The sequence below is a fragment of the Cupriavidus sp. H18C1 genome, from assembly GCF_049311595.1.
Lineage (GTDB): Bacteria > Pseudomonadota > Gammaproteobacteria > Burkholderiales > Burkholderiaceae > Cupriavidus > Cupriavidus cauae.
In genome coordinates this window covers 1,219,861-1,232,566 of sequence record NZ_CP186009.1, presented here as the reverse complement: position 1 = coordinate 1,232,566, position 12,706 = coordinate 1,219,861, and the positions used below count along the sequence as shown (strand labels likewise).

The following is a 12,706-nucleotide window of genomic DNA, read 5'->3' as shown; positions in this document are numbered from 1 at the left end:
GACGCAACTCGGATTCCGGCATAGTCTTCGGAGCAACACATGACTATCCAAACGTTGAACAGCCTTGCCGTACTGCCTCGCCTGGTGCAATCGGCACGCCGCCCCATCACCGCTCACCTGTCCGCCACCCGCGTCGTGCTGGTCGACGATCACGCCGTGATGCGAGAGGGCCTGAAGTCGCTGCTGACCAAGGCCGACCCGACAGTCAACATCGTCGGCGAAGCGTCGGACGGACACGGGGCCGTCCACGCCTGCCTGCAGCTCCATCCCGATCTGATCCTGATGGACCTGCAATTGCGCTCCCTCGACGGGGTCGACGCCATTGCGACGATCCGCCGCAGATGGCCCAGCATTCGGGTCGTGGTACTGGCTGGCCTGCATTCCGAGAACCGCGCGGCCGCCGCGCTGCGCGCCGGCGCCCACGCCTATGTGCTCAAGCGCAGCAACCTCGAAAAGCTGATGGCGGCGCTGCACGCGGTCCGGCAGGACATGGCCTATCTCGATCCCGACATCGACCTCGAACAGGTCGATGCGATGCGCCGCGCCGAGGGGGACGACGGCGGCCACGTGGCCGCCGCCGGCCTGACGCCGCGCGAACGCCAGATACTGAAGCTGGTCGCCGAGGGACATACCAACCGGCGCGTCGCCGAGCGGCTGTCGATCAGCCTGAAGACCGTCGAGACGCATCGGATGAACCTGATGCGCAAGCTCGACGCCCACAATGTCGCCGACCTGTCCAAATGGGCGCGGCGGCTTGGATTGATCGACGTCTGATCTCGCGGCGGACATCACGGCGGACATTGCGGCGGAAATCATGCTGGCGCCAGCCGCGCCTGCTGCGCGCCGCCTCGCATCGTGTACCTGACGTGCACCATGCCGGGCACCTGCTCCGGATCGCAATGCGCGCCGAGCTTTCGGTACACCTCGAGCAGGCGACGGCCCAGGTCCGCCTCGGCGTCCTCGCCGTCCTCCGCGTCCCTGCAGTCCTCCACGTCCTTGCCCTCCCCCGTCGTTTCCTTCTAGCGGCACCAGCCCTTCCACGGCAGACACCTCCGGCACCGACCGCTCGATCGCGTGAATCAGTGACACCAGCACGCGCATGGCGCCGACAGCGTTGGCCGAGGCGTCGATGGCCGTCATGTCGCAGATGAACAGCACGCCCCGCTCGAAGCGATAGATCAGCTCCAGCGTCGCGACCCGCACGCATCGGCCCAGTTCGAACGCCGATTGCCCGAGGCAAGCGGTTTGTGTCGACAGGCCGCGTGCGTGCAGGAAGCGCGTGACGGGATCCATCTCCACCGCATCCAGCGACGCCATGCGCAGTGGTTCCATCAGCGCGGACCGACGGTGGACTTCAATACCGCAATCGCTTCCTGGGTCAATTGGCTGGCGTCCTGCAGATATTGCTGACGGTGCTGATCGGCGTTGTCCCGCACCTTGGAAGCATCGCGCTGCGCGGAATCGACCACGTTGCGGGCCAGATCCGAGTGGATCTGATGCTCCTCGGCCTTGCTCCGCATGCCAGCGGCACCCATCTGCCCGGCGTTGTTGACGATGCTGGTGGCGGGGGTACTGAAGTGCGACCCCATGTCCAGCCCCATGGCGAAGCCGACGTTAGTGTTCTTGGCACCCAGATATCCGCCCGCGCCGCCGACGCCGAGGCCGACCACACCGGAGAAGATGCCAATGGCGCCCGAAATCATTTCCGCGTTCTTGCGGGCATCCTTGGCGTCGTTCGCCTTCTCGAAGGCGAGCACCTGCAGCTGCGCCGCGTTCTGCTCCAGCTGTGCCTGGCACTCTACGTAGAGGTCGTAGAGCTTCTTCATGCTGCGCTGCATTTCGAGAATCATCGCCCGCGTCGACATACCGTCGTACGTCGTGTTCGTGTCCGCGACCGGAATCCTCGGTATCACGACATTGGCTTGAGTGGCGTCCATTGTGACTACTCCTATCGATACATTGCCGAACCGGAATCCGCACCTGTGCGAAAGGTTTCCGGTTCGATTGTTGAGTGAAGAACCCGACCCCAGGGTCAGACGCCAGCGCCGACCGCATCAAGGGCAACGTCGCGAATCTCCCCCTAGGGAATTGGTGATCTTTTCGGTCGTCTGTACCTGGTCCTGCGTGACGCGTTCCAGCGCCTTCTTGTTTTCCTTTACCTGCCGGTCGATCAGCTCGATGACGAACTGCAGCATCATGGCGCGAATCATCATGCGGTCGATCTCCTCCTTCTTGTCGGCCGCCTCCATGCGCAACGCATGATGGACAATCTGTTGGGTGGCAGGCGCGATCACCTTGGCCGTCGACACCGGCGCGTCCAACACGGCGGCCACGTTGACGGCCGCGCGGGCCACCGACCGCAGCAATTGCGTCTGGACCTGCGCGATGAAGCCCGCCTGCAAGGCGTCGGTCGTCATGCCGCTCATCTGCTTCGCGGCCTGCCGTAGCGCGTTCTCCACCATCTGCTGCAGCGCCTCGTTCGAGAACGCCTTGGCAAGCGCGTCCACCGCCTTCTGGTTGCCGCCAGCCCAGCGCAGCGAGTTGCGCATCTGGTCGGCGACATCGTCGACCAGCGTTTTCGCGATGTCCTTGATCAGTTGCGATGCCGCGTTGGCCGCCTCGCCGCCCTGGTTGAACCCGCGTACCAGCGTCACGCCAACCGAGCTTGTGCCCGACTGCGCACCGGTCTGCAGAAGGTTGCCGGCCGCCCTGCCCAGAATGGCGTTGGCCGCCCTCGCCATCCTGCCGACCGAGATCAGGCTGGTGACACCCGCCGCCACACTGAAGCCGATCTCCCACTTGGTCAGCTCCTTGATATGGGAGCCGAGCTTGCCGGACAGTTCGGGATGCGCCATCTGGATGCTCTGCAGGGTGCATTTGGCCAATCCGATCAAGCCTGCCGTCAGGTCCAGCGCGCCCTGCGGCTGGCCCGTGGCGATCTTGAGCGCGCCGGTCACGACCTGCGCCACCGAGGTGGCCCACCCCAATACCAGTGCCGCAATCTGGCCCTTGCCCGCCTTGCGCTCCATCTGCTGCTGCTTCTCGGCGGCTGCCTTCTCGTTGCGCTGCTTCTCCTGGATCGCGGCCAGCTCTTCCCTGCGCAGGTCGGCGGTATGTTCGAGACTGGCCCGCGTCATGTCGGCCGTGAACTGCGTGGACTCCAGCTGCAGTTGCAGCAGCACCGCCTCGGGATTCAGCGCCCGTTGGTAGAACACGTGAAGCGACTCCGTGGCCTTGCCCAGATCGTTCAGCGCCAGGTCCGTGCCGCTTTCATCTCCCTTTGCCGCCGCCGAGGCCGCGCGAACGGCCCCGGAAAGGATGGCCGTGACGCTGTCCCAGGCCTGGCCCGCCGCGTTCGCGTCCACCATTCGCATGGCGGATGGCGGCGGCTTCAGCAGCGATGACGCCTGGACCGGCGCCTCGAACTCCGCGGCAACCGGCACGCTGATGCCAGGCTGCGCCGCGCCGCTCGACTGTGCCCGCTTTTTTTGCTTCGATGGCTTCGGGTCGGCCGTCGCCCCCCAACCCAGGCCGGCACGAATCCGGACTGGTGTAATGCCGTCGCTCCGTTCATTCCGTTCCTCCTTCGTTTGGCGCGGCTTCGCCATGCATCGGCGCGGTCGATGCCAACGACAGCAGCGATCGCAACGCTTGCTCGGCGAGGCCGCGCAGTTCCTGATGTTCCCTTTGTTGTCCGCACCACTTGATGGCGGCTTCGCAAGCCTCGGCCGCCTTGCCGTACTCGCCGCAAAGCTGGAGGCTCAATGCGGCCAGGAACGGGGGTTGGGGCTCCCACATTCGCAGGCCCGCGCTGCGCACGAAGCAGTAGATCGCCTCGTCGTGCCGATGCAGCTTCTGCAGGCACAGGCCGAGCGAAAGCCAATAGTCATAGCGATGCGGATCGATTGCCGCCAGTGCGAAGAAGATCTGGCGGGCGCCCTCGTGATCGCTCGCCTCGAACCGCTGGCAGGCATACGCGTACAGCGTTTCCAGTGCGACCGGGTCGAGCCCGAACAAGGCACGCAAGCTTCCGCCTTCGGCAAAGTAGTGCTCGACCTTCGCTTGCCGGGCGTCGGCCTCCAGCGGCTCGAACCACTGCTCGCCATCGGCCGCACCGAGGACCAGGCTCGTTGGCCCGACCGGCTTTTCCGATGGTGTCCGGCCTGGCGACCTCGAAACACGCTTCACCGTTCTCTCCCTTTCGCCGCAAGGCGTCAAATCTTCGAGGTAACCGTTTCCTTGATGCGCTTGGTCTGGTCGATCAGCGAAGTCAGCAGTTGCTGGTACACCTGCAGCAGGCCAAGGGCCAGCTGCATCTGCTGCATGTATTGGCTGTTCGCATCGGTGTATTTGCTCTTGTCGATGTCCAGTGAACTGATCACCGTGCTCAGCTCGTCGGCCGAGTACCGCTCGTTGGAGAACTCCGTGAAGTTCGCGAACTTGTCCAGCGGCTTGTAACCCTTGACCTCCAGGTTGTTGTTCCAGATGAACCACGCCAGCTGCGGATCGAGTTGAATCGTCTTCTTCGGGTCGTCTCCTGCCCGGATCTTGTCGAGCAACATGCGGACCGAGTTCTTCAGCTGCTCGATGGCCCGCGCCATATCGTTGTTGTACCGATAGTCCTCCATGCGGGCGCCGACCTCCTGGCGCTGGCTTTCGATCGCCATGAACATGGCTTGAAAGTTCGCGGCATCGGTTGCTGCCAAAGGGGTGTAGTTGCGCGTGACCAATGGCGCGTTGGCCACGATCACCGGCTCATCGACCGACACGCTCGGGGGCGGCGGCGGGAAATTGACCGCTGCATCGGTTTGCTGGCCCAGAATGGGATTGGGTCTTGTTGCGACTCCAGGCATGTTCTACTCCATTGAATAATCAGAATCAGCCACGTCATGCAAAACGGCGCACACGCCTTCTTTTGGGCGCGGCCGCCGTGTCCTCGGCGCGAGGCGTCACCGGGACGGGTTTTTCGTTCTCTTCACCGCCGCGCAGACCGAACGCTTTTTCCTTGTAGCGCTGCATCTCGCGGCGATCCTGCGCGGAACGCAGATTCATCTCCTTGACCAGGGCCTGCAGTTGCTGCATGCGGCGCTCGGCGTCTTCGATATCGCCGCGGCACTCCGCCAGGCTGGCTTCCAGCGAGATGACCGCCTGCGCCGCCTTCGGGTCCTTGCTCGCCCGCATATAGAGATCGTCGACACGCCGCTGGATCACGGCCCAGTCGCGCATCTCCTTGTGCAACATCACGCGCAAGGCGTTCCAGGGTTTCGCAAGCCTCCTTCCAGACTTTCTCGTGCTCCTGCTCCTGTTCTTGGTCCTTCTCTTGCTCTTTTGCTTGTTCCATTTGATTCGACTCCGTTGGAAGCCCGTGGACCTGACTCTACGGATCAAGCCTTCACGAATCTATTGAAAAAACCGGTGTGCTAAAGCATTTGGCTACTGTTCAGGTATTGGGCTCGCCGGCCACCGCGGTGCGCGCTCATGCAAGCTGATACAAGCCCAGGCAGCGCCCAGGCAGCGCCCATGCAGCGCCCATGCAGCGCTCAGGCAGCGCTCATGCACGCTGCGCCGCCAGCCGGCGCCACACCTTGTCGACCGTGCGCGTGCCCGCCAGGCAGAGCTCGCGCATCGCCATCAATCTGGCGAAGGCCTCCGGCGTCTGCGGCGCGCGCAGTTGTGCATCGATGCTGCGGCGCGCGCGCGCCAGTTCGGCGCACAACTGCTTGCGCAGCACGCCCTCGCGGTCCTCGGCGAGGCGGCCTTCGATCCTGGTGCCATACAGGGCGGCGGTGGGAGTGGAGGTGGGTTCCATCAAAGCTCCAGCGGTAGATGCATCAGCTCGCCCTCGCGCTCGAGGTCGATGCCGTTGCGGTCCAGGTGCACGATCACGTGGCCGGCCGGCAGCCGGCTGCCCGTCTTCAGGCGCGTGCCGTTGGCCAGATCGAGAAAGGCCAGCTCGCCGCTGCCGCCGAAGCTGACCACCGGCGCGGGGAAGATGCCGGTCTGGATCGACCGGGTCGGGATGTTCTGGAAGATGACTTTCGGCGCGTCCGGATGCGAGCCCGAAAATGCGTGCGTGACCGCGGACAGGCTGCGCTGCGCGCCTTCATCGAGCACGCCGGTGAGCAGGATCAGGTCCTTCTCCCGCGCGACGCTGAGCCGGCCGATCAGGCCCGCGTCGCGCAGCATGCCGATCAGCGTCTTGACGCTGGTGCCGACCGGATCCTCGACCGACCACCGCTGCAGCCCCTGCATCGACGACAGCATCGACACCGCGCGGCGCCAGCGCGCGTCGGCGTGGAGCGTGCCCTGGATGATCACCGTGCCGACCGCCGGCCCGGGCCGCACGCGCGCCTCGCCGAAGCCGTGCAGGTTCAGCACGGCCTGCACGTTGCGCACCAGTTCGTCCTGGCACAGGGTGTTGTCGCGAAACGGCTTGCCGTGTTCGCGCAGCTTGTCGACGAGCGCGTTGCGCGCGTTCGAATCCACGCAACTGCCGCCGAGCACCATCATCCCGTCCTGCTGGGTGGCAACGTCGATGCCCTGGTGCCGCGCCCGCTTGCGCCATTCGGCCAGCCATTCGTCGCGATCGACCACTGCACTGTCCGGCTGCAGCATCCCGTAGGCCCAGATCGCCGCGCCCGCGCTGCCGGACATCAGCAGCACCAGACCGGCGTAGGCCAGCACCGTGGACACCATGCCGCGGCGCCCGTCGCGCCGCGGCGGCACCTTGGCTTGGGGCAGCGGCCGATCGGCATCGCCGACCAGCAGCGCGAGGCCGCCGATGTCGACGACCTTCTCCAGCGGCAACGGCGCTTCTCCAGGCCGGGTCGGCACGCCTTCCAGCCATACGGGCACGTCCGTGCGCAGCAGCACGCCCTGCTCGGTGCAATCGAGCACCGCGCGCCCGCCGCCCTCCAGCATGGCGTCGAGATCGGGATCGGCGCCGCCGATGGTGAATTCGCCCTCGGGCAAGCGCAGCCGACGTCCGGCCAGCGGCCCGCTGAGGATCTTGATCTGGTATCGGTATTTCATAACCACTTCAGTTGAGGGCGTGCGGTTCGGCCTTGATCAGGAACAGCCGCACGACGCTCAGGTTCTCCCGGGTCTCATTGCGGAACAGGCTGCCGACCAGCGGCAAGTCGCCCAGCAGCGGAATCTTGCGTTGGCCCTGGCGCTGCTTCTCCTCGACGAAGCCGCCCAGCAGCAGGCTCTGGCCCGGCCGCAGGATGGCCTGCGTGGCGATGCCGGAGTTGCGCACCTGCGGCAGCTGCTCGATGTTGTTGGCCGGCGGCTCCTGCCGGCCGTCCTGGATGTCGAGCGTCAGCATTACCTCCTGCTCCCCCGTGCATGTCGATCAGACGCGGAGTCACGCGCAGCAGCGAGGCCGGCCGCGACCGAGGCCAGCTCGGCGACCTTGTTGCCCTGCAGCTTGGTGTAGAAGGTGATGTTGCGGTCGAGCACCGCTTGCACGTTGTTCAGCGTCACCACCGACGGGCGCGACAGCACCTTGGCCTTGGAGTTCTGCTCCAGCGCATTGATGCGGACGAAGAAGTCAGCGGTGTTGCTGAGCACCGTCGAGAAGGTGCCGTCGGTGGCCGAGGCATTGCCGGCGTTGAAGCTGATGCGGGACTTGCCCAGGCCCACGCTGCCGCCGATATCGAGGCCGAGCTCGCGCATGTCGGCGGCGTCCACGTCGATGATCGCCACCGAGATCTCGATCTGCCGCGGCCGCTGGTCCAGCTGCCTGATCAGCTCGGCGTACAGCGGGATGTTGGCCTTGCGGTCGCGCACGATCACCGCATTGTTGCGGGCATCGGCCGAGAAGGTCGGCTGCGTGCCCGAGACGGGGACCACCTGCCCGCTTTCGGTCGGCGCCGGGATCGCGCGGCTGCGCACCATCTCGCGCAGCTCGGTGACCACGCCGGGAATCACGACCTGCTGGTCGCGGTAGGTGTAGGCGCCATCGACCGCCGAGGCATAGCGCAGCGGAAAGACCTGCACGACCTCCTTGTTCTGGGTCTGGTTCAGCGTCTTCTCGTCGAGGTCCTTGGCCAGCTTGCCGATCCGCTGCACGCAGACCGGCACGCCGAACACCTCGACCGCATTGAAATTGCTGACGGGCCGCACGGAGCAGGTACCGCCCTTGAACACGCCCGCCTCGCGCAGATACTGCGCCAGTTCGCTGGCATCGAGATAGGACGGGGTCAGGACTTCGGTCCTGACCTCGCCCGCCTTGTAGGCGTAAAGCACGCGGCCGTCGAAATACCAGGCGAGGTTGTACAGCTGCGCCAGCTGGTCGAGCAGGCGTTCCGGCTGGCGGCCCTCCAGCGTGCCGACGAAGGTATCGTTGACGTCCGGGCTGACGATCACCGGCACGCCGTAGTTGGCGCCCAGGTCGCGCAGCAGCGCGGCTACCTTCATGCCGCGCGAAGACACGGAGAACTCCGGGCCCGACAGGCCCAGCGGGCCCGATGCCGCCCGCGCCTCCAGGGCGAAGACCAGGGAGGCGGCAAGAAACGACAGCTTGCCCAGCTGCAATGCATTCATATCAATCTTCCAATATCCGAACCCGGTCCGGTCGCGGCAGCCCGCGCGCTTTCCGTCAGCCGTCGGACCAGCGCCAGTTGCAGCGCGAGCCGTTCTTCCAGTTGCCTGGTTTCGATGTCGTGGTCGTAGCGGTGCCACAGCAGCCACGCCTCGCCATCGCTTGCCAGCGCGTCATCGGCCGCCGCCGGCGTGGCGGCCAACGACAGCGCCGCGTCGTCGAGCCAGCCTTCGGGAGGCTCCGCGCCCAGCTCGAGCCGCAGACCGATGCACAGTCCCGCCTCGAGGCACCAGGCGCTGGCCGACACACCGCCGACTTCGATCTGCGCGGTCGGTCCATTGGCGGCGATCACCGCGACGCTTGGGCAATCCATCAGCTTGCGCAACCAGGCGCCGGCACCGCGCTGGCCGAAAGTGGACGGTGGGTTCATCGACTCATCATCTGGCAGGAGGCGCGACGGCGTGATCCGGTCATGACCTGAAAGCGGTGCGCCGGCGCAGCGCTGCGGCAACGGCATGCTTGTTGACGCCGTCATCAGACCGGCCCCGCGCGTACCGGCTCGGGGGCCGGCAATCGCATCCAGCTCGACGCCTCGACCGGCGCGTCCGTCGCCATCGCGGGCACCGTGGCGGCGGCCCCGTTCGTCGCCGCACGCGAAGATGGCTGCGAGCTGGACGTCAACAGCGCACCGATCCAGTTCGACACGGTGCGCAGCGTCGCATCGGCCTGCTGGCGTGCCGCCGTACCGTTGCCGCTGGTCCTCACCGGACGACCTGCCTTGACGCCGCTGCCGTCGTCGGCGCGGCTCGCGATCGTGCCGGCGGCTTGCGCATCGGCGGTGCCGCCGTTGCCGGAGGCATTGCCGCCCGCCGCCGGAACTGGCACGGCCGGCTGCGCGGCTGCCGGCGCCAGGCCGAGGTGCGCCAGCACCTTGCTAACGTAGCCTTGGGTCTCGGCAAAGGGCGGAATGCGTCGGCCATATTTTTCGACCGCGCCCTCGCCGGCGTTGTAGGCCGCCAGCGCCAGCGTCAGGTCCTCGTCGAAGCGGTTCAGCAGCCAGCGCAGATACTGCGTTCCGGCGCTCAGATTGCTGCGCGGATCGCGCAGATCGGCCGCGCCGAAGCGTCGCCCCGTCGCGGGCATCACCTGCATCAGGCCGACCGCGCCTTTCGGCGAGCGCGCCTGCGGCTGGAAATTGGATTCGACTTTGATCACCGCCCTGACAAGATGCGGCGCGACATCGTGCCGGCGCGCGACCTCTTCGATCAGGTCGTCGTAGGCCGATGCCAGCCGTGCGTTCGGCGGGGCGAGCGCCAGTTGGGCGTGGCGCGGGCGCGTCGAGCCTCGCGCAGCGGTCGTTCCCTCGCCCGCCATGCCGCCCTCGCGCATCCCCTCGCGCATCGCCTCGGGCTGGAAGGCGACGGTGCGCGCGCGTGGTGCCGCGGAGGTCGGCGGTCGCGCATCCGCCGACGCCACCGCTGCCTCGACGGTCGGCGCGATGGCATCGAGACCGAGCACGCGGGCGTTGTCCTGGCCCATGGCGCGTGCCGCATGGCGGGCCAGCGTGCTGAGCGCCAACTGTTCGACATCTGGGCGCCCATCGCCGGAGCGCCCCTCGCCGACGCGACCGTCAGCGACGCGTCCGTCGGCGGCGCCACGGGAACCATGGGGGCCGCGAGAGCCGCGAGGTTGCGCTTGCGGTATTGCGGTGGACGAAGCGGCCCGCTCGCGGTCCACGATGGCCCGGGCCTCCCGCTCCGCGGCGCTCTGCACGCCCCAGATATTGGCGGCCGCGGGGTCCACCGCCTGCGGCTCGGCGGGCGCCATGGTCGGTGCCACGGCGTGCACTGCGGCCGGTGCTGGGGTCGGCGCCACGGCCTGCACTGCGGCCGGCGCCACGGCCTGAGCTGCTGCCTGCGCTGCGGCTTGCGCTGCCGATGGTGCAAGGTCGTCGGCGTGGGCGGCGCCTGCCGCCAGGCCGCCAATCATGGCGATCACCGGGACCGCCGTTATCGTCCTCATCACGAAACGCTCTCCAATAGGGGAACCGTCCCTCGCACCGGCCTAGCCATCGGCCGGGCGGCGGGGATCGGATGGTGGGTTGCAGCCGGAATCGCCGCGGGGATCGACGCCGCCGTCGGTGCCCGGGCTGGGGGTGGGGCTGGCGGCGTCGGTGTCGGTGTCGGCGTCGGTGTCGGCGTCGGTGTCGGCGTCGGTGTCGGTGTCGGTGTCGGTGTCGATTGCGGTGTCGGTATCGGTGTCGGTGTCGGTGTCGATTGCGGTATCGGTGTCGGTATCGCTGTCGGCGTCGGCATCGCTCTCGGTGTGCTCGTCGTCCACCTCGTCGTCCAGCTCGTCGTCCCCGAACCCCTCCTCCGCCTGCCTCATCTCGTTGACCAGGCTCAGGATCTCGGCGACCGGCTCGAACAGCTCGGCGGGGATGTAGTCGCCGACCTCGGTGCGCGCATGGAGCTGGCGCGCGACATAGACCTGCTCGACCATCGGCACGCCCGCCTCCTCGGCGATCGCGATCATTTGCCGCGCACGCGCATCGACGCCCTTCTCGATGACCTGCGGCAGCGGCGTCTCGCCGGCGACGAAGTACAGGCAGACCGCGACATGCGTCGGGTTGCGTACCACCGCGGTGGAACGCTTGACGTTCGCCGCCATGCTGCCGCTCTGGATATCGCGATGGATCTCCTTGCGCTTGTGCTTGATATGCGGGTCGCCCTCGGTGTTCTTGAACTCCTTCTGGATTTCGTCGCGGCTCATCATCAGCTGCTTGGTCAGGCTGCGCTTCTGGAAGGCCAGATCCGCGATGGCGAACACCACGTAGAACAACACCAGGATTCCCCACAGCCAGCCGATCAGCACACCGGTGACCCGCAGTCCGCACTCGGCGCCGCACAGCGGCAGGAACTGGAAGGAATAGAGATAGCGCTTGATCAGCAGATAGAAGGCGATGCTCAGGATCGATACCTTGAGCAGCGACTTGCCGAACTCGAACAGCGAACGCAGCGAGAACAGCTGCTTCGCGTTGGTCAGCGGACTGATGCGCTCGCCTTTCGGCTTGATGAACTTCGGCGCAAACAGCGGGCCGATCTGCGACATCACCGCACCGACCGTCGTCAGCACGAGCACGACGGCGACTGGCGCCAGCAGATGCAGCATCAGCGTGCCGGAAACCGTTGCGACGCGCCCCATCGCCACACGCAGCGGCTCGCCGGTGCTGGCGATTGCCACCTCGATGATGTTCTGGAACGCGTCGATCATGTCCTCGCCGCGCACCCAGAAGTAGCCAAGCAGCACGGCGAGCTGGATGCCGGTGACAATCTCCACGCTCTTGGCGATCTGGCCTTCCTCGCGCGCATCGCGGATCTTCTTCGGCGTCGGCTGTTCGGTCTTCTCGGTCATCGCATGGTCCCGAGCAGATTGGCCACCACGCCGCCGAACGTATCGAAACGCAGCTGGAAGGTGCCCAGCGCGTAGCTCATGCCGGTCGCCAGCACGAACAGCGCCAGCGCGCTCTTGATCGGCATCGCGACAAAGAACACGTTCAATTGCTGCGCCGAACGGTTGACCAGGCCCAGCGCGGCATCGATCAGCACCATCACCACCAGCGCGGGCAGCGCGAAGCCGATGCACAGCTCCATCATCAGTTGCCACTGATGCGCGATAAAGCCCGGGAAGCTTGCCGACAGATGCCAGCCGCCCAGCAGCGGCATGCTCTGGTACGAGGCGTAGAGCGCGGTCAGCATCGCGTTGAAGCCGCCGCCGACCAGAAACAGCACCGCGAGGACCTGGGTGAAGAGCACGCCGAACACCGACGACTGCTCTTCCAGCATCGGGTTCAGCACCGAGGCCATCGAGGTGCCGCGCACGGTGTCGATCACGGTGCTGGCCATGTCGATGGCCCAGAACGGAATGGTTGCGCAAAAGCCCATCGCCAGCCCGATCACGAACTCCTGCATCACCAGCAGGGCCAGCGCCGGCACAGACAGCTCGGCAAACTGCGCTGCCTGCGCCAGCTGCATCGGCAGCGCGGGCAGCGCCATCACCAGTACCAGCGCATTGCGGATCAAGCCGCCCCCGAGCGCGCGTGCCGAGAACATCGGCATCAGCACCAGCATGCCAAGGGGGCGCAGCATCGTCAGTGCGAGC

15 protein-coding genes are annotated in these 12,706 nt (G+C 66.5%); 1 reads left to right on the top strand and 14 read right to left on the bottom strand.

Going from position 1 to position 12,706, the window contains the following annotated elements; genetic code table 11:
* Nucleotides 1-39: 39 nt before the first annotated feature.
* The gene (locus tag OJJOAM_RS21370) at nucleotides 40-774 is read left to right on the top strand and encodes a response regulator (protein ID WP_422649751.1); all 735 of its coding nucleotides are present in this window, start codon (nucleotides 40-42) and stop codon (nucleotides 772-774) included.
* A gap of 38 nt (nucleotides 775-812) precedes the next feature.
* Here OJJOAM_RS21370 and OJJOAM_RS21365 read toward each other — a convergent pair whose 3' ends face one another.
* The 14 genes from OJJOAM_RS21365 to sctT all read right to left on the bottom strand — a co-directional run bounded on the left by OJJOAM_RS21365 (nucleotide 813) and on the right by sctT (nucleotide 12,693).
* Nucleotides 813-992, bottom strand: a complete 180-nt coding sequence (locus OJJOAM_RS21365; RefSeq protein WP_422649750.1) for a hypothetical protein — start codon at nucleotides 990-992, stop codon at nucleotides 813-815.
* A 339-nt stretch (nucleotides 993-1,331) separates the two neighbouring features.
* Nucleotides 1,332-1,937, bottom strand: a complete 606-nt coding sequence (locus OJJOAM_RS21360) for a hypothetical protein (RefSeq protein WP_422649749.1) — start codon at nucleotides 1,935-1,937, stop codon at nucleotides 1,332-1,334.
* 117 nt (nucleotides 1,938-2,054) lie between these two features.
* Nucleotides 2,055-3,608 carry a hypothetical protein gene (locus OJJOAM_RS21355; protein WP_422649748.1) on the bottom strand — a complete coding sequence of 518 codons (1,554 nt, stop codon included), beginning with the start codon at nucleotides 3,606-3,608 and terminating at the stop codon, nucleotides 2,055-2,057.
* A complete protein-coding gene (locus tag OJJOAM_RS21350) occupies nucleotides 3,571-4,188 on the bottom strand; it encodes a SycD/LcrH family type III secretion system chaperone (RefSeq protein ID WP_422649747.1) in 618 nt (205 codons plus the stop codon). Before OJJOAM_RS21350 ends, OJJOAM_RS21355 begins: the two co-directional genes overlap by 38 nt.
* A gap of 26 nt (nucleotides 4,189-4,214) precedes the next feature.
* Nucleotides 4,215-4,853, bottom strand: coding sequence for a hypothetical protein (locus OJJOAM_RS21345; RefSeq protein WP_422649746.1), 639 nt, complete (start codon nucleotides 4,851-4,853; stop codon nucleotides 4,215-4,217).
* A gap of 34 nt (nucleotides 4,854-4,887) precedes the next feature.
* Nucleotides 4,888-5,250 carry a hypothetical protein gene (locus OJJOAM_RS21340; RefSeq protein ID WP_422649745.1) on the bottom strand — a complete coding sequence of 121 codons (363 nt, stop codon included), beginning with the start codon at nucleotides 5,248-5,250 and terminating at the stop codon, nucleotides 4,888-4,890.
* 301 nt (nucleotides 5,251-5,551) lie between these two features.
* Entirely contained in the window at nucleotides 5,552-5,809 is a 258-nt protein-coding gene (locus OJJOAM_RS21335) for an EscE/YscE/SsaE family type III secretion system needle protein co-chaperone (protein WP_422649744.1), read from the bottom strand.
* Nucleotides 5,809-7,032, bottom strand: a complete 1,224-nt coding sequence (sctD, locus tag OJJOAM_RS21330) for a type III secretion system inner membrane ring subunit SctD (protein ID WP_422649743.1) — start codon at nucleotides 7,030-7,032, stop codon at nucleotides 5,809-5,811. The genes OJJOAM_RS21335 and sctD overlap by 1 nt, the downstream gene beginning before the upstream one ends.
* A 7-nt stretch (nucleotides 7,033-7,039) precedes the next feature.
* Entirely contained in the window at nucleotides 7,040-7,327 is a 288-nt protein-coding gene (locus tag OJJOAM_RS21325; protein WP_422649742.1) for a hypothetical protein, read from the bottom strand.
* Complete coding sequence (gene sctC, locus OJJOAM_RS21320) at nucleotides 7,327-8,547, bottom strand: type III secretion system outer membrane ring subunit SctC (RefSeq protein ID WP_422649741.1); 1,221 nt, start codon at nucleotides 8,545-8,547, stop codon at nucleotides 7,327-7,329. The genes OJJOAM_RS21325 and sctC overlap by 1 nt, the downstream gene beginning before the upstream one ends.
* On the bottom strand, nucleotides 8,544-9,062 hold the full coding sequence (locus OJJOAM_RS21315; RefSeq protein ID WP_422649740.1) for a hypothetical protein: 519 nt from the start codon (nucleotides 9,060-9,062) through the stop codon (nucleotides 8,544-8,546). Before OJJOAM_RS21315 ends, sctC begins: the two co-directional genes overlap by 4 nt.
* Nucleotides 9,063-9,079: 17 nt before the next feature.
* Nucleotides 9,080-10,534: a lytic transglycosylase domain-containing protein gene (locus OJJOAM_RS21310; RefSeq protein ID WP_422651005.1), complete on the bottom strand. Its 1,455-nt coding sequence runs from the start codon at nucleotides 10,532-10,534 to the stop codon at nucleotides 9,080-9,082.
* 75 nt (nucleotides 10,535-10,609) lie between these two features.
* A complete protein-coding gene (locus tag OJJOAM_RS21305; RefSeq protein WP_422649739.1) occupies nucleotides 10,610-11,959 on the bottom strand; it encodes an EscU/YscU/HrcU family type III secretion system export apparatus switch protein in 1,350 nt (449 codons plus the stop codon).
* Complete coding sequence (gene sctT, locus OJJOAM_RS21300) at nucleotides 11,956-12,693, bottom strand: type III secretion system export apparatus subunit SctT (protein ID WP_422649738.1); 738 nt, start codon at nucleotides 12,691-12,693, stop codon at nucleotides 11,956-11,958. The genes OJJOAM_RS21305 and sctT overlap by 4 nt, the downstream gene beginning before the upstream one ends.
* Nucleotides 12,694-12,706: the final 13 nt, after the last annotated feature.